Origin of the sequence: Desulfatitalea alkaliphila (assembly GCF_022968795.1) — a bacterium.
Taxonomy (GTDB): domain Bacteria; phylum Desulfobacterota; class Desulfobacteria; order Desulfobacterales; family Desulfosarcinaceae; genus Desulfatitalea; species Desulfatitalea alkaliphila.
This window is the reverse complement of record NZ_JALJRB010000025.1, coordinates 1-19,379: the sequence shown is the minus strand read 5'-3', so window position 1 is coordinate 19,379 and position 19,379 is coordinate 1. Positions and strand designations below refer to the sequence as shown.

19 protein-coding genes and 1 tRNA gene are annotated in these 19,379 nt (G+C 59.8%); 9 read left to right on the top strand and 11 right to left on the bottom strand.

The window, feature by feature from the left end:
• Nucleotides 1-229: 229 nt before the first annotated feature.
• Together MRX98_RS17485 and MRX98_RS17480 are read right to left on the bottom strand one after the other, a co-directional pair.
• The gene (locus MRX98_RS17485; protein ID WP_246913086.1) at nt 230-1,612 is read right to left on the bottom strand and encodes a sigma-54 interaction domain-containing protein; all 1,383 of its coding nucleotides are present in this window, start codon (nt 1,610-1,612) and stop codon (nt 230-232) included.
• 419 nt (nt 1,613-2,031) lie between these two features.
• Nucleotides 2,032-2,601, bottom strand: a complete 570-nt coding sequence (locus MRX98_RS17480) for a hypothetical protein (RefSeq protein WP_246913084.1) — start codon at nt 2,599-2,601, stop codon at nt 2,032-2,034.
• Between the two features lie 492 nt (nt 2,602-3,093).
• Between MRX98_RS17480 and wrbA the strand changes: the two genes are divergently transcribed.
• The 3 genes from wrbA (at nt 3,094) to MRX98_RS17465 (ending at nt 6,123) form a co-directional block, all read left to right on the top strand.
• Nucleotides 3,094-3,708 carry an NAD(P)H:quinone oxidoreductase gene (gene wrbA / locus MRX98_RS17475; RefSeq protein ID WP_246913082.1) on the top strand — a complete coding sequence of 205 codons (615 nt, stop codon included), beginning with the start codon at nt 3,094-3,096 and terminating at the stop codon, nt 3,706-3,708.
• 300 nt (nt 3,709-4,008) lie between these two features.
• Complete coding sequence (gene mltG, locus MRX98_RS17470; protein WP_246913080.1) at nt 4,009-5,043, top strand: endolytic transglycosylase MltG; 1,035 nt, start codon at nt 4,009-4,011, stop codon at nt 5,041-5,043.
• Nucleotides 5,044-5,112: 69 nt separating this feature from the next.
• The gene (locus MRX98_RS17465; RefSeq protein ID WP_246913075.1) at nt 5,113-6,123 is read left to right on the top strand and encodes a glycoside hydrolase family 3 N-terminal domain-containing protein; all 1,011 of its coding nucleotides are present in this window, start codon (nt 5,113-5,115) and stop codon (nt 6,121-6,123) included.
• 661 nt (nt 6,124-6,784) lie between these two features.
• On the opposite strand, the gene tsaD is transcribed toward MRX98_RS17465, so the two are convergent.
• Nucleotides 6,785-7,852 (bottom strand): tRNA (adenosine(37)-N6)-threonylcarbamoyltransferase complex transferase subunit TsaD, encoded by a 1,068-nt coding sequence (gene tsaD / locus MRX98_RS17460; protein ID WP_343217773.1) that lies wholly within the window; start codon nt 7,850-7,852, stop codon nt 6,785-6,787.
• Nucleotides 7,853-8,135: 283 nt separating this feature from the next.
• Nucleotides 8,136-9,182: a phosphoribosylformylglycinamidine cyclo-ligase gene (gene purM, locus MRX98_RS17455; RefSeq protein ID WP_246913073.1), complete on the bottom strand. Its 1,047-nt coding sequence runs from the start codon at nt 9,180-9,182 to the stop codon at nt 8,136-8,138.
• Between the two features lie 147 nt (nt 9,183-9,329).
• On the opposite strand from purM, the gene MRX98_RS17450 reads away from it, so the two are divergent.
• The 6 genes from MRX98_RS17450 (at nt 9,330) to MRX98_RS17425 (ending at nt 12,967) form a co-directional block, all read left to right on the top strand.
• On the top strand, nt 9,330-10,646 hold the full coding sequence (locus MRX98_RS17450; protein WP_246913071.1) for a homoserine dehydrogenase: 1,317 nt from the start codon (nt 9,330-9,332) through the stop codon (nt 10,644-10,646).
• Between the two features lie 13 nt (nt 10,647-10,659).
• Nucleotides 10,660-11,262, top strand: coding sequence for a bifunctional phosphoserine phosphatase/homoserine phosphotransferase ThrH (gene thrH / locus MRX98_RS17445; protein ID WP_246913069.1), 603 nt, complete (start codon nt 10,660-10,662; stop codon nt 11,260-11,262).
• Nucleotides 11,263-11,266: 4 nt separating this feature from the next.
• The gene (locus tag MRX98_RS17440; RefSeq protein ID WP_246913067.1) at nt 11,267-11,686 is read left to right on the top strand and encodes an acyl-CoA thioesterase; all 420 of its coding nucleotides are present in this window, start codon (nt 11,267-11,269) and stop codon (nt 11,684-11,686) included.
• Entirely contained in the window at nt 11,679-12,038 is a 360-nt protein-coding gene (locus tag MRX98_RS17435; RefSeq protein ID WP_246913065.1) for a DUF167 domain-containing protein, read from the top strand. Before MRX98_RS17440 ends, MRX98_RS17435 begins: the two co-directional genes overlap by 8 nt.
• A 42-nt stretch (nt 12,039-12,080) precedes the next feature.
• A tRNA-Met gene (locus tag MRX98_RS17430) sits at nt 12,081-12,157 on the top strand.
• 501 nt (nt 12,158-12,658) lie between these two features.
• On the top strand, nt 12,659-12,967 hold the full coding sequence (locus MRX98_RS17425; RefSeq protein WP_246913060.1) for a hypothetical protein: 309 nt from the start codon (nt 12,659-12,661) through the stop codon (nt 12,965-12,967).
• Between the two features lie 190 nt (nt 12,968-13,157).
• Here MRX98_RS17425 and MRX98_RS17420 read toward each other — a convergent pair whose 3' ends face one another.
• The 7 genes from MRX98_RS17420 to MRX98_RS17390 all read right to left on the bottom strand — a co-directional run.
• The gene (locus MRX98_RS17420) at nt 13,158-15,032 is read right to left on the bottom strand and encodes a prohead protease/major capsid protein fusion protein (protein ID WP_246913058.1); all 1,875 of its coding nucleotides are present in this window, start codon (nt 15,030-15,032) and stop codon (nt 13,158-13,160) included.
• A gap of 332 nt (nt 15,033-15,364) precedes the next feature.
• On the bottom strand, nt 15,365-15,628 hold the full coding sequence (locus tag MRX98_RS17415; protein WP_246913056.1) for a hypothetical protein: 264 nt from the start codon (nt 15,626-15,628) through the stop codon (nt 15,365-15,367).
• A gap of 88 nt (nt 15,629-15,716) precedes the next feature.
• Nucleotides 15,717-16,697, bottom strand: coding sequence for a hypothetical protein (locus MRX98_RS17410; protein WP_246913055.1), 981 nt, complete (start codon nt 16,695-16,697; stop codon nt 15,717-15,719).
• The gene (locus MRX98_RS17405) at nt 16,694-18,289 is read right to left on the bottom strand and encodes a DnaB-like helicase N-terminal domain-containing protein (protein ID WP_246913053.1); all 1,596 of its coding nucleotides are present in this window, start codon (nt 18,287-18,289) and stop codon (nt 16,694-16,696) included. The genes MRX98_RS17410 and MRX98_RS17405 overlap by 4 nt, the downstream gene beginning before the upstream one ends.
• Nucleotides 18,289-18,762, bottom strand: a complete 474-nt coding sequence (locus tag MRX98_RS17400) for a hypothetical protein (protein WP_246913051.1) — start codon at nt 18,760-18,762, stop codon at nt 18,289-18,291. Before MRX98_RS17400 ends, MRX98_RS17405 begins: the two co-directional genes overlap by 1 nt.
• Nucleotides 18,763-18,764: 2 nt before the next feature.
• A complete protein-coding gene (locus MRX98_RS17395; RefSeq protein WP_246913049.1) occupies nt 18,765-18,956 on the bottom strand; it encodes a hypothetical protein in 192 nt (63 codons plus the stop codon).
• A 78-nt stretch (nt 18,957-19,034) separates the two neighbouring features.
• A partial coding sequence (locus MRX98_RS17390) for a hypothetical protein (RefSeq protein ID WP_246913047.1) occupies nt 19,035-19,379 on the bottom strand: 345 nt, incomplete at its 5' end.

Genomic DNA, 19,379 nt, shown 5'->3' with positions numbered 1-19,379 from the left:
AATGCATCCCATTCATGCTATACCATACCGATTTTATTACATTTATAACTAAAGCGCAATCAATGGCGATAGGGGGGGGGCGGCATCGATAAGTGTATAGCAACCACTACACATCAATACAAAGACGACAGTATCCTGCTGTTGTTATTGCACAACGAATGATGTGTCGATTTTTATCTACATGTAGAGAAAAAGGTTCACTGGGCAGGTAATCCGGCCTGTGGTTGGATCAAAGCAATTGGTATTTATGCATCTTCTGGTACAGCCCGGTTCGATGAATACCCAGCAAGGCGGCCGCCTTTGCCTTGTTTCCATCGGTTTGCCGCAATGCCGTGACAATGGACTCCCGTTCGGCCGTTTCGAGAACCGCTTTTAGCGGCTGCGCCGCCTGCGGTGCGCCATCCTCCGTGGCAGCCGCGCCCCGAACCGCGCCGGGCAGGTCCCGGCGATCAATCTGTCGGCCGTCGGCCACCACCAACGCCCGCTCGGCCACATTGCGCAATTCGCGCACGTTGCCGGGCCAGTGGTAGGCGCAGAGGGCCGCCAGGGCGTCGGGGCGCACCTCGACGACCGACCGGCCGCCGGCGCGGCATAAATCGGCCAAAATCGCATTGAAGATCAATGGGATATCCTCGGGAATGGTACGCAGGGCCGGCAGACGGATCAACATCACGTTGAGCCGGTAAAACAGGTCCAGACGGAAGGTGCCCTGCCGGATCATGCTCTCCAGATCCTGGTGGGTGGCGCTGATGATACGGAAATCGATCTGCCGGGGCTTGCCGCCGCCGATGCGCTCCACCACCTTGTCTTGCAACACCCGCAGCAGCTTGACCTGCATGCGCAGCGGCATTTCGCTGATCTCGTCCAGAAAAACGGTCCCCTTGTGCCCCAACTCGATTTTCCCCGCGGCGCCTTGACGCCGGGCACCGGTAAAGGCCCCCGGTTCATAGCCGAACAGCTCGGATTCAAAAAGTTCGCCGGGAATCGCGCCACAGTTGATGCGGATGAAATTACGCCCGGCCCGCGGGCCGGCCATGTGGATGGCGTGGGCGAACATCTCCTTGCCCGTCCCCGATTCGCCCAGAATGATCACCGACGAATCGTTCTGCGCCGCCTTAAGCGCCAGCGCCTTTGCTTCCTGCAGCTTGCGGCTTTGACCGATGATGTTGTCAAAGGTAAACCGGCTGCCGTAGATCTGCTTGTAGGCCGACTTGTAATAATCGAGCTGCTTTTCCAAGCTTTCGATGCGCTGATAGAGGGCTTTGACTTTCTCGGGACTGGAGAGCAGCAGCTTGCCGGCGGCGCCGATCACTTGCCCGTCCCGGGTCAGCGGAATGCGTGCCACAATGCGCTCCCGATCCCGCAGCACCAGGCTGTGGCCGATTTCCGCCTTGCCCGTACGGATGATGCGCGGCAGTTCGGAGTCGGGGCTCACCTCGCTGATGTGCCGGCCGACGGCGCTTTGGGCGCTGACACCCCGGACGCTCTCATTGGCGTGGCTGACGAAACGGACAATACCGGCTGCATCGATCAGGATCAGGCTCTCGTAGGGGTTGTCCAACAGGGCGTACAGCAGTGCATCGGAAATTTGCCGGATATCGTCCTGGCTCATGGTGGTCGCCCTCCCATCGGCGCTAAGGGCTCGCGAAAAAACAACTCCCCTTTTATGCATCCCTGCTTCAGGTCGTCTTGGCCCGATCAGCGGATTCATAATCCTCGGAATAGCTCGCTATGCCTCCGGTTTTGAATCCGCTGATCGGGCCAATCCGACCCAAATCCGGGCGCCTAAAATGCAAATTTATTGTTTCGCGAGCCCTACCGTCTATTTAAGCGATGGCGACCTTGCGCGTCAACCGTCGGCGCATCGGAAGAGATCCATGGTCACAGACGCGGCCAGGTATCCGGCAAGAAAGCACAAAACGGCGGGCGAAAACCAAGCCGGCGGAGGGTAGGGACCCTCCACCGACTCGAAAAAAAGGGTGGCCGGAGCCCCGGCCGCCCTTTGATCCATCAACGCAATAGGGAAAAAGGTTACTCGACCACCGAAATGGAGGAAATATTGAGCACCGGCACGCCCTCTCCTTCCTGGACGGTACCACTGACCAGCACATCCTTGCCTACCATCGCGTCCAGGTCCTGGCCGGCGAGCACGAAATTGCCCATATCGCTGAAAAGGGCCACGCCCTGTTCGGTCTCCACCAATGTACCGCGGATCCCATCCATCTGAGTGGCGCCCTGCTCTGTGACCGATTCGGCCATCTGACGGGCCTCATCCGCCGCCTTGGATGCGCCCTCGGCCATCTTGTCCATGGCTTGCGAAGCACTCTCCTCAGCCTGTTCCAAGGCATCCGCGCCTTCTTCCCGGACCTGCTCCAAAACATCCGCGCCCGATTCACGGGCTTGTTCCATGGCTTCGGCCGCTTGTTCTCCGGCTTGGGTCATGGTGTCGGCAGCCTGGTCCAAGGCTTGCTCGGCAGTGGTCCCAACCGGTGTTTCCGCCGGCGCTTCGGCTTGTCCCTCCGTGCCGCTCTTTTGGGAGCAACCCACCATCACGAACGCCGATAAAAGCAAAATCAATGCTATACTTGTTAATTGTTTCATCTCAGCCTCCTCTTCATTGAAATTTCAAGTGACTCTCTTCAATGGCGCGCAGTGGATGCGCACCCCCAACCCCTCCCGCCCGGGCGCCGATTCGATCAAGCGGCTACAAAAAAAGAACCCCGGTCGGCCGAAGCGAACACCAACGGTCCTTTTGAGGTCTTTTTTCATATTGTAAAGCATAATCGATGCCATGCCTTTTATTGCCTACCATATCTCACTTTTCTGATTATGCGACTCGCCGCCGCTGTTTTCGCGGTTTCGATTTTTGCGCACTTTCCACAGAGGAACTCAAAAGGCGGCAATCCGGAAAGGCAGTTGAACCCACAACCTTGACTGCCGTTGCAAACACAGCCGTTTACAGCCACCGATCCCATCTTATATTGCGTTCCATGAACCGCACGGCGCCGGCATTGTCCTTCAGCGCCGCGTAAGCGAAACGGCACACGAACCATTGGTGCCCATACACCCAACAGCAGTAAAGGAGGGTTCGCAATGAAAGTTTTGACCGTTTTTTATTCCATGTACGGCCACACCTTGAAAATGGCCCAAGCGGTCCATGAAGGCGTCGGCAGCGTCAGCGGCGTCGAACCTGTGTTGCGGCGCGTCCAGGAGTTCGACGCCGTCAACAAAATCATCGACGACAACGAATTCGCCCGCGGCCTTCGCGAACAACAGGCCGCCATTCCGGTGTGCACCAACGACGACTTGCAACAGGCCGACGGGGTGATCTTCGGCAGCCCCACCCGCTACGGCAACATGACCGCCCAAATGAAACAACTGATCGACGGCACCGCCGAACTCTGGTCCAAGGGTCTCATGGAAGGCAAACCGGCCGGTCTTTTTACCTCCACCGCCACGAGCCACGGCGGCCAGGAAACCACCTTGCTGACCATGATGCCGCCTCTGATCCACCTTGGCATGGTGATCGTGGGCGTTCCCTACTCGACCCCGGGCATGCTGCATACGGAAGGAAGGGGCGGTACCCCCTACGGCGCCTCCACCATAGCCGGCTCATCCGGAGAGCTCTCCCCCGCCCCCGAGGATCTGGCGATTGCGCAAGCCCTGGGCAAACGGGTGGCGGAAATCACCAAAAAGTTGCGCGGTTGATCCCCTCAGGGAAAATGCGCCTCATTGAACGAGCGTGCAAATACGACTTCGCATGAGTCGCCTGCCGGCCGCAAGCGGTCAGCGACGCAACCGGCGAGCGGCCGGCAGCGACGATGCGCAGCGGATTTTCGCACACCCCCCTTGATCCATCCGCCAAACTGCGCTTTAGTGTGGCGAAACGCCCGTGTGACGAATAAGTCCCGGCAGGAGATCTCAAACGCCTGACGCCTTCTGCTGTCTGATTCACATAGCGCAATGACGGCCGCAGGAGAGATTCGCCGAAGCGGGCCCGATGTTCCCATGGTCAACCAAAGGTTTCTCAACAACGTGAAGTTCCTGATCCGCTTTCTCATCGCCCTGGTATTGATCATCGTCGCCGTCGCGGTGTGGGCCTGGGTCGATTTGCAGCAGTTCACCCATCGACCGGCCGGCACCGATCCAACGCCCATCGTCATCGAAGTGCCGCCGGGTGCCAGCTTTCACAATTTCGCCGCGCAACTGCACCGGAAAGGGGTCATCGTCAGCCCGGTGCGCTTCAAAATCCTGGCGCGCCTGAAGCAGGACGACAAACGGCTGAAAGCCGGTGAATACGGTTTAGCGGCCACCATGACGCCGGCGGAAGTGCTGGACACCGTGGTCAATGCGAAAGTGCTGCTGCATCGGCTGACCATTCCGGAAGGCTTCACCATCGAGCAGATCGCCGCCGAAATCGACCGGATAGGTATTACAGACGCGAAGGCCTTCAAAGAATTGGTCTACGACCCGCAAGTGGTTGCCGCCATGGACCTGGAGGGACCGAGCCTGGAAGGCTACCTGTTTCCCGACACCTACTATTTCCCCCGCCGGATCGAGCCCAAAGCGCTGGTCGCCACGATGGTCAACAAATTCAAAAGCCAGTTTTCCGACGTGTGGCACGCACGGGCCAAGGAGTTGAACCTTTCCCTGCTTGAGCTGGTCACCTTGGCGGCCATGATCGAAAAAGAGACCGGGCACCCTTCCGAGCGCCACTTGATCGCATCGGTTTTTCACAACCGCATACAGCGCAACATGCGATTGGAAAGCGACCCGACCGCCGTTTACGGTATCGCCGAGTTCGAAGGCCCGATCACCCCGCACCACCTGCAAACCGACTCTCCCTACAACACCTATCGCATCCGCGGACTACCACTGGGCCCCATCGCCAATCCTGGCCGCGCCGCTCTGGAGGCGGCGCTTTATCCGGCGGAAAGCAACTATCTCTTTTTCGTCTCCAAAAAAGACGGCAGCCACCACTTCTCCGCCACCTACGCCGAGCACAATGCGGCGATACGCAAATACCTGCGGGGAAACCGATAATGATCTGGCACCTCCGACACCTGCGCTGCCGGGCCAGCGCCACCTTGTAAATAGAAAGGACCCCCGTCCATGCGGCTTACTCCGTCCGCCGCCGACCCGCTGACAGGTCAACGCCTGATGGTCGGTTTCACCGGCACCGTACTGAACGACGAACTCAAATCGGCCATCGACACCCTGCGCGTGGGCGGACTGATTCTTTTCAGTCAAAATATCGAATCGCCCGCCCAGGTGCAAGATCTGTGCGGCACCGCCCAAGCCTACGCCGCCGATTGCGGTCTTGCACCGCTGTTTGTGGCCATCGACCAGGAGGGCGGTATGGTGGCCCGCCTCAAGCCGCCTTTCACCCAGTTTGCGGGCAATCCGGCCATGACAAGCGAAGCCGATGCCCGACGGTTCGGCCGCATCACCGCGCGGGAACTGCGTCAGATCGGCGTCAACATGAATATGGCACCGGTATTGGATGTGGCGCCGCCCGACGGCCCCAGCGTAATGGCAGGCCGGGTCTTCGGCAACGACCCCGGATGGGTGACCTGCATGGGCCTGGCGGTGATCGAGCAGCTGCAGGCGGACGGCATCCTGGCGGTGGGAAAACACTTTCCCGGCATCGGACGTACCACTCTGGACTCCCACCAGGAACTGCCCGATCTGGACATCGACCCCGAAGTGCTGTCCGACAGCGACCTGGCCCCCTTTCGCGCCGCCACCCAGGCCGGTGTGGCCGGTATCATGCTTTCCCACATCCGCTATCCGCGCCTTGACCCCCGCTGGCCGGCCAGCCTGTCATCGGTGGTGGCCCGCGACCTGCTGCGCGGCACCTTGGGCTACCAGGGGCTGGTCATCACCGACGATCTGGATATGGGCGCCGTGATCAAACACTTTCCCCTCCCCGACATGGTGGACCAATGCCTGGCGGCGGAGGTAGACATCCTGCTGATCTGCCACACCGGACCCAATATCGCAGAAGCCCACCGGAGCATCGAAGAAGGCATCCGTCGGTCCGAAACAGCGGCCCAGGCCCATGAAGCCTCCCTCCAACGCATCGCGGCGGCCAAGGCGCGCTATAGCGTGTCCACCCGCTAAGGGCTCGCGATTAAATAAATAGGGAATGCTTTCTATATACATAGAGAGTTGGGGGCGGTCGAGCATGTGGATCCTTCCACGGATCGCGCCTTACACCCATCGTAGGGGCACGGCATGCCGTGCCCGGGTGAGCCCGATCAGCCCGCGAAGGCACGGCATGCCGTGCCCCTACGGTGGGGGTACCCGGCCGTGTGACGCAGTAGGGCTGGACGTATATAATCGGGTGCATGGATTTCGCTTGGATAGGCTTTGGTTGAAGGCAGGAATTTTTTCCAACCGATGAAGGAAGTGAAGCCGTATCGAAATCGAAATCGCTATCGGGATCAAAATCGATTCAGTTCCGTTTTAGGCCTCGGCTCGCTTCATTCCGATAGCGACCCTGATTTCGATTTCGATTGCCAACGGGGCAAGACCCAGCTTGGGTTTTGTGCATCACTGCCAAAATTGATGGTCTCGTAAAAAGTCGGAATTTTCAATTTTCGACGCTGTAAGTACCTAAATTTATACGATGGCAATTTGCAAAAACACCGTTTTTGGGACTTTTTACGAGGCCATCAAAATCAATCCGCATTTCAGGCGCCCGGATTTGGATCGTTGATGGCGAATCAACCGGAATGCGGCAACGGTTAGCAGAACGGCGCCGCCGGACGGCCAGGGGATGTCATCGGCAGTCGGTCGGCCCGGCAGCGGGCAGGGGACGGGTGTTGCGCGAGTAAACATCGTCGGTGAGTGCGCCGCGACACCCGGCCTGGAGGTGGTGGTAGCCCGCGGCGGCGATCATGGCCGCATTGTCCCCGCAAAAAGCGAGAGGTGGGATATGGGCCGCGATGCCGGCAGCGGCGGCCTCGGCGGTCAACCGTGCCCGCAAGCCGCCATTGGCGGCCACGCCCCCGGCGAGCACCACCCGCGGGCAGTTGTGCACCGCGGCGGCGTGCAGCAGCTTGTGCACCAGCACATCCACCACCGCGGCTTGAAACCCGGCGGCGATGTCCGCTTGATCCGTTCGGTAGGTATCAGGATGGGTCTGGATATAGCGATGGACCGCGGTTTTCAGACCACTGAAGCTGAAATCGAATTGCGTTTTGTCCAGGTAGGGCCGGGTGAAAACGATCCGCTCCGCGTCGCCCCGGCCGGCCAGGTCATCGATCACCGCGCCGCCGGGGTAACCCAAGCCCAACATCTTGGCCACCTTGTCGTAGGCTTCGCCGGCCGCATCGTCCCGCGTCTGGCCCAACAGGGTGTACCGTCGCGGTCCTTCCATATAATAGACGCCTGTATGCCCGCCCGAAGCCAGCAAGGCCACAAAGGGGAATGGCGGCGCATCCGCCGCCAGCATCACCGCGTGCAGGTGCCCCTCCAAATGATCCACCCCCACCCAGGGCAAACCCCGGCCGTAGGCCCACGCCTTGGCAAAACAGAAGCCCACTAGCAGACACCCCACCAGGCCCGGTCCGCGGGTGACGGCCACGCCGTCAATGGCCTCCGGAGACAGGCCCGCGTCAGCCATGGCCTGTTCCACCACCGGCCCGATGGCCTCGATGTGGGCCCGCGAAGCCAACTCCGGTACAACGCCGCCGTAGGGATGGTGCACCGCCGTCTGGGAGGCCACCACCGACGAGCGCACCTCCCGCCCGTCGGCGACCACCGCTGCGGCCGTCTCGTCACAAGAAGATTCGATGCCCAATACAATCATCGGCGCTAATTCGGCCGGACGGATGACCGGCAACATCTATTGGTTCATGACATCGGCCTTCATCCGCCGCCGACCCCATGCGCCCAACAGGGTATTGGAAAAATGGAATAACATGTGGATGAATGAACGGCCGAAGCGCTGTCACTGCTTCGATTGCGGCTGGTCGTCCTGGGGCGCCGAACCGGCGCCCGGCGGGCGGACACCTCAAGAGCGGCAGGGCGGAACCTTGCGCGTGCCTTCACCGACCCATTCAAAAAAGCGCCGCAGAATTTCGAACAAACCTTTCACAATGCCCCCTTTGAGAACCGTTGCACGGCGATCATTCCCACCGGCAACGCTCATCGTCCGAGCCCTTGTGCTCCACGATTTCGCCGATCACAAAGGCCTTCTCCTTTGTGGCCGACAAACGGGCCAGCACATCCTGGACCGCCGTCTCCGGCACCACCGCCACCAGGCCGATACCATTGTTGAACACCCGCATCATCTCCTTCTCCGCCACGCCGCCGGCCTCCTGCAGGAAACCGAAAATCGGCGGAATTTCCCAACTGCCGCGGCGCAGGCGCAGGCCACAGGACCGTGGAATGATGCGCAGGGTGTTGTTGACGATACCGCCGCCGGTGATGTGAGCCAGGCCGCGAATGGGCAGGCCACGCAACAGGCTCTGGATGGTTTCGGAATAGATGCGGGTGGGGGTCAGCAACTCCTCGCCCAGGGTCCGGCCCAGGGCCGGGACGTGGGTATGCACATCCAGCTTGAGCCGGTCAAAACAAATTTTGCGCACCAGGGAAAAACCGTTGCTGTGCAATCCGCTGGCGGCGACGCCGACCAGTTGGTCACCCACCTGGATCTCCGACCCGTCCACGATCTTGCTGTTGTCCACGATGCCCACGGCGAATCCGGCCAGATCATATTCGTTATCCGCATAAAAGCCCGGCATCTCGGCGGTTTCGCCGCCGATCAGGGCGCAGCGAGCCTCCTGGCACCCTTGGCCCACACCGGCCACAATCTGCTTGACCTGCTCGTCGCGGATCCGTCCCGTAGCCAGATAGTCGAGAAAGAACAACGGTTTGGCACCCTGTACGGCCACATCGTTGACACACATGGCCACCAGATCGATACCCACGGTGTCGTGTTTGTCCATCATGAAGGCGATTTTCAACTTGGTGCCCACACCATCGGTGGAGCTGACCAGCACCGGGCTCTCCATGTTGGCCACATTCAATGAAAAAAGGCCCCCGAAGCCGCCGATCTCGCCCATCACGCCCGGCACGCGGGTCTTGCGGGCGATATCCTTGATGTCGTTCACCAGGGCATCGGCCTTGTCGATGTCCACCCCGGCATCACTGTATGTCAATGGTTTGTCCATTCCACCTGCTCCCGGTTAAATCAATATGAAATCAATTGCATGGATAGTCTGAAGGGTCTGAAAAGTCAAAGTAAAATTTTTTGTTGACTTTGCCCGGCCGAACATACGAAATTGCCCGGATACGGTAAACAACCAAGGAGAGTGGCCATGCAACCTGTAAAACTGGGCCTGATCGGTTGCGGCACGGTGGGCACCGGCGTGGCCCGGCTGCTGATTGAGCACCGGCAATTGCTGGCGGACCGCACCGGCATCCCGCTGGACCTCAAATATGTGGCCGACCTGGACCGTCGAACCGACCGGGGCGTGACATTCCCACCCGGCGTTTTCATCGACGATGCATGGACCGTGGTCAACGACCCCGAGGTGGATATCGTCATCGAGATGATCGGCGGTTTGGGGGCCGCCAAAGAGCTGATCGAGGCGGCCATCGCCAAAGGCAAACAGATCGTCACCGCCAACAAGGCCCTGCTGGCCACCCACGGCAACGAACTGATGCGCGCCGCGGCGGACGCGGGCGTGGACCTGGCCTACGAAGCCAGTGTGGGCGGCTGCATGCCCATCGTCAAATCGTTGCGCGAAGCCTTGGTGGCCAACGAAATCCATGGCATGGTGGGGATTCTCAACGGCACCTGCAACTATATTCTGAGCCAAATCACCGCAACGGGCATGCCGTTTGAGCAGGCCCTGGCCGGCGCCCAGGCCAACGGCTACGCCGAGGCCGATCCCACCCTGGACGTCGAAGGCATCGACACCGCCCACAAGCTGGCCATTCTCAGCGCCCTGGCCTTCGGCATGCGGATCAATCTGGACGACATTTACATCGAGGGCATTTCCACCATCACCCCCCTGGACATCCAGTTCGCCAGGGACTTCGGTTACCGCATCAAGCTGCTGGCCATCTGCAAAAACCACGGCGACCGCGTGGAAGCCCGGGTGCACCCGGCCATGATCCCTGAACACAACATTCTGTCCCACGTGTCCGGCTCCCTCAACGCCATCACCATCAGCGGCCACGCCGTCGACGACCTGTTTCTCTCCGGTCACGGCGCCGGCATGCTGCCCACCGCCAGCGCCGTGCTCAGCGACATCATCGACCTGGCGCGCAACCTGCGCCGCGGCAAAACGGGCCGGGTGCCGTTGATGGGGTACCAGCCTGATCGCATCCAGCCCGTGCCGGTGATGCCCATGGACGACATCGTGGTCCACTACTATATTCGCTTTTCCGTACAGGACCGCCCCGGCGTGCTGGCGGCCATCGCCGGCATCCTGGGCGACAACGCCATCAGCATTCAGTCCGTGCAGCAAAAAGACCGCAAAACCAACGGCTGGGTACCCATTGTGATGCTCACCCACCACGCCAAGGAAGCCAACATCCGGAAAGCCCTGCGGGAGATCGGCGCCTTGTCGGTGGTGGGTCCGGCCCCCATGCTCATCCGTATCGAAGATCCCGATGCCCGGGAGTAAAATCAGAGGCCCCATGCATATCGTCTGTACCGACCTGGAAGGTGTATTGGTTCCTGAAATCTGGATCCACGTTGCCGAAAAAACCGGTATCGAAGAGCTTCGGCTCACCACCCGGGACATCGCCGATTACGACGTGCTCATGCGCAAACGCCTGGGCCTGCTCGATGCCCATGGGTTGAAACTCAAGGACATCACCGATGTCATCGACCGTATGGACCCCCTGCCGGGCGCCGTGGCCTTTCTCGATTGGCTGCGCGCGCGCACCCAGGTGATCATCGTGTCGGACACCTATGTGGAGTTCGCCAAACCCCTGATGGCCAAATTGGGATGGCCAACCCTCTTCTGCAATTCACTGGTCATCGATGGCGCCGGCGCCATCGCCGACTACCGCCTGCGCCAACCGGACGGCAAACGGCACGTGGTGCTGGCGCTGCAAAGCCTCAACTTCCAAGTCATCGCCATGGGCGACTCCTACAACGACATCAGCATGCTGCAAACCGCGCAGCACGGCTTGCTGTTCCGCCCCCCGGACACCATCCTGGCCGAGTATCCCCGTTTCAAGGTGGCCTATGACTACACCGCGGTGCGCGACGCAATGGGCCCGCTGCTGGAGTAACCCCATGCTCAGCCACCGCACCCCCTACCGCGTCATTTACGGCGATACCGACACCATGGGCATCGCCTACTACGCCAACTACCTGCGCTGGTTCGAAATCGGTCGGACCGAGTTGCTGCGCGCCTGGGGCCTGGCCTACAAGGAGATCGAAGCGCGGGGCATCCTGCTGCCCGTCTCCGAAGCCTTTTGCAAGTACATGACGCCCGCCCGCTATGACGATCTGCTCGCCATCGAGGCCGCCCTCGACCCGACCATCAAAGCCGGTCTGAAAATCGATTATCGCATCACCAGCGCCGACGACCAGGTAGTCCATGCCGTGGGCCATACGCGCCATGCCTTCCTCGATCAAGACGGCAAGGTGATCCGTCCGCCCCGCTTCATGCGCGACTTGATCCGGCGTCAAAACGGGTCTGCCAATGCTTGAAACCCAGACCACTCCCGACGGCGTCACCTTCCATGTCCAGGTGCAACCCCGCGCTTCCCGGTCCGGTATTGTGGGGCTTCATCAGGACAGCCTGAAGATCAAGCTGACCGCACCCCCGGTGGGCGGGGCGGCCAATCAGCAATGCATCGAACTGCTGGCGAAAGCCCTGAACCGCCCCAAATCGGCCGTCACTATCATCAGGGGCCTGACCAACCGCCGCAAACAGGTCCGTATCGGCCCCGCCGCTGGACCGATGACAGCCATCGAAGCCAAGGATCTGGTCACCCGGCTTCGCCGACTGGCCGAACCGGCCCCTGCGCCGGCGAAGAAAAAGCCTCAAAAAACATCTTGACGTCCATCCACAAAGTGTCTATAAATGCTTTTTCAAACTTGCTGCGGGGTGGAGCAGTCTGGTAGCTCGTCGGGCTCATAACCCGAAGGTCACAGGTTCAAATCCTGTCCCCGCTACCAACAAAAACAAGGGGTTACGGCGCAAACCGTAACCCTATTTTTTTGGGTAACCGGCCCGTGTAAGCGCTGGTGTAAGCAGATTGGGTCGATACCCCCCGGCGCCGCCGCGGACGATTGAACAGAGGGCGCGCCGAAAGATTGCGAGGCAAAAACCCGACAAATGTCGGGAGCAACCCAACCCCCGAAAATAAAAAAGTAAAAATGGATGTCGATGAAAAAAAAGATGTTGATCGGCCGCCGATGGCAACCGAAGCTGCTACAAAAAAAGCCGCCCCGGAGGGCGACCATGGAGCGCTGCGAAGCATTGACACACAGGCCGCTTTGGTGGCATGCTAGTCTTGCTTAAAACCTAAACCGCAGGGGGCCGCGTGAGCGCTCTGTATTATCTGTCGCACCATGGAAAATATCATTTTCCCGAGTGGCCAGCACCCGTGAGGGCCTGGACGGCTGTTTAGGGCCGTAAGCACCGCTCGGGATTTTTTTATTGGGGGGGGGCTGACTATGCTTGATTTCGACCTACTGAAAAAGGCGGCGTATGTGCTTGGATCGGAAACCCATTTTGCAAGAACGCTGGCGTTGAACATCGACGCTTGCCACCACGGGGTCATCCAAGAATACCAAATGCGGTCGGTTGAGGCTGCTGCAGCGGCCATACAGGACAAGGTTGACCAGCTCGAAACGGAAACCGAGGAAATCAAGGCGATGACAAAGGCATCGAGCAAGCCCGCCAAGAAGCGCCGGACCCACACCCCTCGTTCACAAGGCCCAACAGTGGTGCCCTTCCCCCGGCGGGATGAAATATCAGAATAGCGCCTGCATCACATTGTTTATAGGGGAAAGGAATACCCCCGGCGACCGAACCGGGGGTATCATATAACCGGACGCCAGCTCCGCCGATAGGAAGCGGCCAGGACGGCCGGCCCGGAGACGGCAGGCGTGAACAAGGAGTTGCGAGCCCCTCCCCGCGCCTCGCGGCAACGGGCGCCTGCCGGTCTTTGTCCTATTCGCCGGGGTTGTAAAACAACCCCCGCCAGTCAACCGCCTTGACGCCCACGTCAAGGCGCACCTTGTACTCCACGCCGTCCACGGTCCAGCCGTCGCGGGTTTCAAGGTAAGGCTGATCGCGTCCATCGAGGTAGCAGACCTCCACGGTATCGAAGGCGCGGGCATCGGCCGTCAAAAACCACTTTTTCGCTGCGCTGGCGGCATCCAGATAGGGCTCTACCAGCAATTCCAAGCCGCGCCACGGGTTTTTCACGCCGGAGTTCAGGTCCGTGGCGGTAGATGCCAAGCTGTTCAACAGCACATCGGCGACTGTCTCTCCTTCGGCGCTGACGATCAGAAACTTCGGGGCGATGCCCAGGACCTCGCCGGCAAGGCCGGTCTGGGTGCGCATTGCGACGCGGGCCGTATCCAGAGTCGTATCGCCGGGGGCGCCGCCGCTTTCGGGCGTATTCCCGTGGGCGGCGTGAAACAGGGCCACGCCGTCGCTCATCAGGCCGTTGGCAAGAACGTGATCGTAGACCAACTTGTTGATCAGGCGCTTGGCAGCGGCCCCGGCGGCCCGTGGAATGTTGGTCAGGGCGCCCAGGTCATCGTTGACGATGGCCTGCCGGGTCAAGGCAAACAACTTGCCGTAAGTCAGGACGCTGAATTTTTCGGCCATCTCGGTGTGGGTGCCGTATTTGTAAGGCACGTTTTCGGGGATTTCGTCCAAGCCCTCATAGGCTGACAGGGACACCCGGCTGTTCTCCTTGAAATCGCTGGTCGATCCTTTCCGGGTCCAGTGCTGGAATGTGGACGGGGCGGTTTGGAAGGATTCACGCAACACCTTGTTGGCCACGTTGGCCAGCAGCAGCGGAAAATCAGGCGTCATCATGGCACGGGTCTGAAGCTGAAGGGCTTCACCGACGCATGCGCTCTTGCTCCTTCCGGACACGCGGACGCCGGCGGCCACAAGGCACTCACGGGCCAGGGAGGGCAGGTCGATGCCCTGGTACTCGCTGGCACCGGGGGCCGGGGCATCCAGGTGAACACCGGCCCGAAGGGTCAGGCCGTCCACGATGGCGGCATTTCGTTTGTCGCTGGCATCGGCGCCGTGGGTGTAGATCGGGTCCGTCCGATGCGGCACGTTGGGTTGGGGCCGTTTCTCCAGCTCCGCCAAAACAGCCTTGCGGGCCTGGTCCAGGTCGGTGCCATCGGCCACCAGCTTTTTGCCCAGGTCGGGCAGGTCGTACTTGTCGCACATGGCGCGGATCTCGGTCACGCGCTCGCGTTCTACTCGTTGGGCCTCGGCCCTGATTTCTTCGGGTGTCATAGATACATTTCCTTTCGTCTCCCCGGTTGCCGGGGGTTGTGATCTTGTTTTGGCAAGTTCGTCGGCGCCAATAGGACAGATCGAAAGCTCTTTGACTCTCCAACGGGTGGTGACCTTCACCGGCCCGGTGAAGGATCGGCCCTTGACCACGGCTGTCTCCCCTTCGGGCACCCAGGTGGATTGCACCGGCCGATAGCCGATGGACACATCGGTCAAGTGGCCTTCGCGGACTTTCTCCCAGGCGTCGGCGGCCCTGGTCGAAAAATGCACCCGGCCCACAAGCTGATCGTTCGATATGGTCATGCCACGAAACGATCCCAAGACGCTGCCGGTTCCATTGCTTCGGTCGTGCGTGTCCAAAAGCACCACCTGACGGTTGCCGGGCATCTCGCACCCGGCCATCAGTAGAACCTCATCAATAATTTCGTATTGTTCATAATCAAAAACGGCCACGGGTTGCTCCGTTGCCGCTATTACTTCCACACTTCTACTCTTGTCGTCCAGGCTCGCTGGCGCCCCCGTGCCTATCGGCAGTGATCGAAAGTTCATTCTATCCATTGGTGTGTTCCTCTCGGTTTTCTCTTAAAAGTATCATGTGGGAAATTCAGGGGCAAACCATTCAAATTACAGATTTAGCGCCCGTTAGGTACAAATAGACGATCCCGGCAATCTGCTTTTTCATCTCCGCGGGCAAGGTGGCAAACTCTCCCCGGTGCATCAGAAGATTGAGCAGTGCCGGCAGCCAGGCGTCTGCCTGGACTACTTCCAAGGTCTTCCACCGGGAACCGCACACCCGGCAACGGTAGTGACGATACGGGCGCCGGGTGGACGTGACACCCACTCTCCCCGCGCCGCACTTCGGACAGCACCCAATCTGTAATACTTCGCGTTCATTCACGGTTGTTCTCCAAATATCGGCGCACATCACCTATGGTGGCACCGTCGTCGATCATTTCCAGCATGGCCCGGGTGGTCGCGCAGTTGTCCTGCATGACGCGCAGCAGCTGCTCCAACAAATCGCGCTCCCCGGCGTCCAGCAGGGCGGCCACGGCTTGCGTGAACGAAAGGAGTAGACGCTTGACTCCATTCTGATAATCGGGCTTAGGATCATCCAACACCCACATTGCCACACCGGTTTGCCGTGCTCCTTCCATGCTGTATCTCCTTTCAAAATCGATTATTGCGGACAGACCGGACAGCGGCGGACACCCTGTCCGGTTCGGGGCACCAAATCCAACAACCTCAACCGTCCTCGCGCTGCGGTGACTCAGTGGCGGTCGCGTCTTGCTGGTCCGGCAGGCCATCCAGGGACCAGGCCGGCCGGTCACCCCGTTTCGTGAGGCGAATGTCCAATTCGGGCATGTCGCCCATGGCGGCCAGCAAACTATCGATCTCGGAAAAAAACCAGTCGCACAGCATCCGCGACTTGGCGGGATCGCCACCCACCATTCGGATCATGTCTTCAACGCGGGTGCGGACCAGGGTCTTAAAGCCAGATTCGAAAATGGCGATCTTCAAAGCCTGCTCAAGGCGGACATCGTCTTTTAGGAGGTACCGACCACGCAGGGCTTCCAACTCGTGTTCGGCCTTCGAGGCCTTGGCGGCCATCAATCGCGCTTGGGCGGCGGCCTTGTCGGTGAATACTTTTGGATCGGCGCCGGGGGCCTTTCGATCACGATCCATCTGGATCAGCCCTGCGGCCACGCAATAAGCATCGACCTCGGCTTGGGTTATGGCGGAAGGGTCCGAAAAGACAAACAAACCACGCTTTACATCGGAAAACACTTTACTTCGGGCTATCGGTGTTTTGGAACCGGGCAGACAAAAACCCCTATTTTTCAAATACTTTGCCACTGCTGATATACTTTTGAATTCATTTGACATTTTGCTTTGCTCCTGTTTCTTAAATGTCCTCGACCTGTCCTTTGTCCTCGATTTTTCTCGATTTTCACTGGACGCGCCGGTCGCGCTGCGGATAACCGTTGGGCGCCACCCGGAGATAGGACCCACGCCTCGATTGAGGGTTGCCGCCAACCGGCGGTGCAGTGCAGCGCCCTGAACCTCTGAAATCCAATTCCGCCAATTCCGCCGTATTCCGCCGGGTTTCGCCGGCGGGAACAGGAACAGGGGAAAGATCGGGCGGCTCAATTCTGCCGCCGAATCTTTTCCTAGACGGCGGCAGAATAAAGGGGCCGGCTGAATGGGCATGGTCGTGGTGATCATTTATCCTCCATTCCGCCGTATTCCGCCAAAACCGACAAATAGGTTTTTCGGCGGCCTTGGCGCTCCTCGGGAGGCAGGTCCTGTTCGATGATCCGGCCCCTTGCCATGAGCTGTTCGATGGCGGTGCGCACATCGGCTCGCTTAAGATCGGGCAATGCGGTTTCCAAGGATGTTTTGTTGTGCCGGTGCCCCTGTCTCACCTCGGAAGCCAGGAAGCGTTCAATTTGATCGAAGAGGGCGCGCTCCCGTTCTTCAATCGATACTTTAGTCTCTGTGAAGTATTCGAAGCTCCACCCGCTTCGCCGAATCCAAATCAGCGGCTGAGGCGCAGCGTATGACAGTTTCGGGCGGGCCAGTATGGAGATGGTCGCGCCGGGAGTCTCCACACATCCGGCTGGCGGGTGGCGGCTGTCGCTGGGCTTCCAGGGCTGTAGAACCGCAACCATTCGTGCTCCATCGCTTAATGCGGACCCGCCTCGGCTTGTGTATTGGTCGAGTCGCCCTTCGCGGGCGGGTGCCTTGCCGGTGTGGGTGATGTAGCGCACGCAGCAGGCCTTGGCGAAGCCCCGCACGATCCGGCGGGCAGCGGTAACCAGACCCTGTTCATTATCGTTCACAAAACTTTCACCAGCGCCGAAACTTATTGCGGGGTCGAACGTCACCAGTACAGGTGGGTCGTCTCGGTAGGCCCGAATGATGTCGTCCGCCAGGTTGGTTAGAACCACGTTGCCGTCCACAGCGCGAATCAGGCGCACTTGCTCGCCGGTTACGTCCCAGACCGCAAAGCGATCCATGACGGTCTGCCGCTCTTCGGCGGTCAGATCCATTGCATCCATGATTTCGCGCAATCTGGCGATGATGATTTCGCGGCTATCCTCAGCGGTCACAAACAAACACCAACCGGGGGTGGCAACCGCCAAGCCATACAGTGGCCTACGAAGGATGATGCAAACTTTTTCATAAATGGCGGTGGAGGTTTTTCCGGTCCCGCCAGGTGCAGCTAATGTAGCGGTGTCGCCGTATAGGTAGCTCTGCACGATGCACTTCGGCGTCAATTCCGCCGAGTCAAGTTCTTCTCCGGTAATGCGCATCCGCGCCGCGGTCGGCGGCCTGGTGGAAGGCTTCCATCCACAAGTGCTATCGTCAAGTGCCAGCTCGACAGAAGAGAACAAGTCTTCCGTTTTGCGCCGGATGTCGTCGATGTCGGTTTCGACCCGGGCACTTTGCGCAAGGCGGGTGGCGGCGCTGATGATCGCACGGCGCGCGGCGGCGATCTTGATTCGGCCGGCAGTGGCGGGGATGTCGGTGGCGCTGGGCCACTCCAGCAACTTGCCCAGGTAGGCGCCCATGCCGTTTTCCATGTGGCCGACCGCCTGTAGTTCTTCCATGAGGGTGGATAGGTCGGTGGCCCTGCCGTCCACCATCAAGGCGAAGATGGCGCCCATGATATGCTGGTGGTCGGTGACATAGAAGTCTTCTGGCGCCAGTAAATCGGCTATGGTGGGCGCCGTGGACGGGTCCACCAAGGCCGCCGCTAAAATACTCTTCTCGGCCTCAATTTCTCGGGGAAGCTGCTGCACCGGCGCCGACATTAAACGGCCCCCTGGCGATTAGCTGGCGTGATCTCGATTAGCAGTGTTTGACCATGGAAGTACCACGAATCGGTGGAAATCATCGCTTCCAGGCCATGCCGCCTACAGAACAGAAAAAGGGCGGCGGCCTGGTCGCCGGGGAGCTGATACGGATGCGCCGTGAAAATTGCCGCCCGCCCATCCGCTATCCACAGTTCGCGGTGGTCGAAAACCGCAAGAAGCGGGTCCATGTTGCAAACGCAGCGCATGCCACGGCAATGGCGGCCCGCCAAGCGCAGGGGGCAGACCGCCCCACCAGTATGCTTCAGCTTGCCGTGGCGGGCCAAAAAGCCGTCGAAGACCGCTTCACCCTTGGCAGCGCCGATGACCGCCCCGCCACGAGGGTGGGTGCGTAGTTGGTGTAAAAGGTTGTAGGTTTCCTTGTCGGGCCGGCCGCTAAAATACTGTTGGTAGTTGTGGGCATCGCGAAACATGTCTACTCCTTTTCGCCAGGTTGGAGTAGTTGCGCCACTGCCTTCGCGGGCCACAAAAGGCGATGGTTCGGCAGCTTCACGGGCACCAAGCCCATGTAATGGCCATTGACGCAAAGTCCACGCCGGATGGTCGAACCCTGCACACCCAGGGCGCGGGCGGCTTCGTTGGTCGTAAGGTGGGATTGCTTTTCCATGGCGTCTCCTTGGGAATTGATTCAAGTTGACGCCAATATAAAAGGCGGGAGTGTTTGTGTTCTACATACGAAACCTGTTTATTTTTGACAGGTTTCGTCCATGACTTGCTTTATTAGGCGGCTCGGGTCGCTGGCGGGAAGGATGTCGTCCTTGCAAAGTGTTTGTATGGCCGCCAGGGTGATGCAAAGTGCTTGGTGGTATAACCCGGCACGGTCGGCCGATACGGGCAGCTCAAAGCGCTCAAAAACCCGCCTTACGCCACGCGCCAGCACCAGCGCTCGCTCGTTGTGACGACGGCCGGCGTGGAAGCGCTTAAAGGTTTTTCTGCTGTCCAACAGACTTTCAAGGCGTATTAGGTGCGACAGGATTTGTGATGCGGTTGCGGCTATCTCGTTTTTCCGGCCCTCGATTTGCAGGTGGTC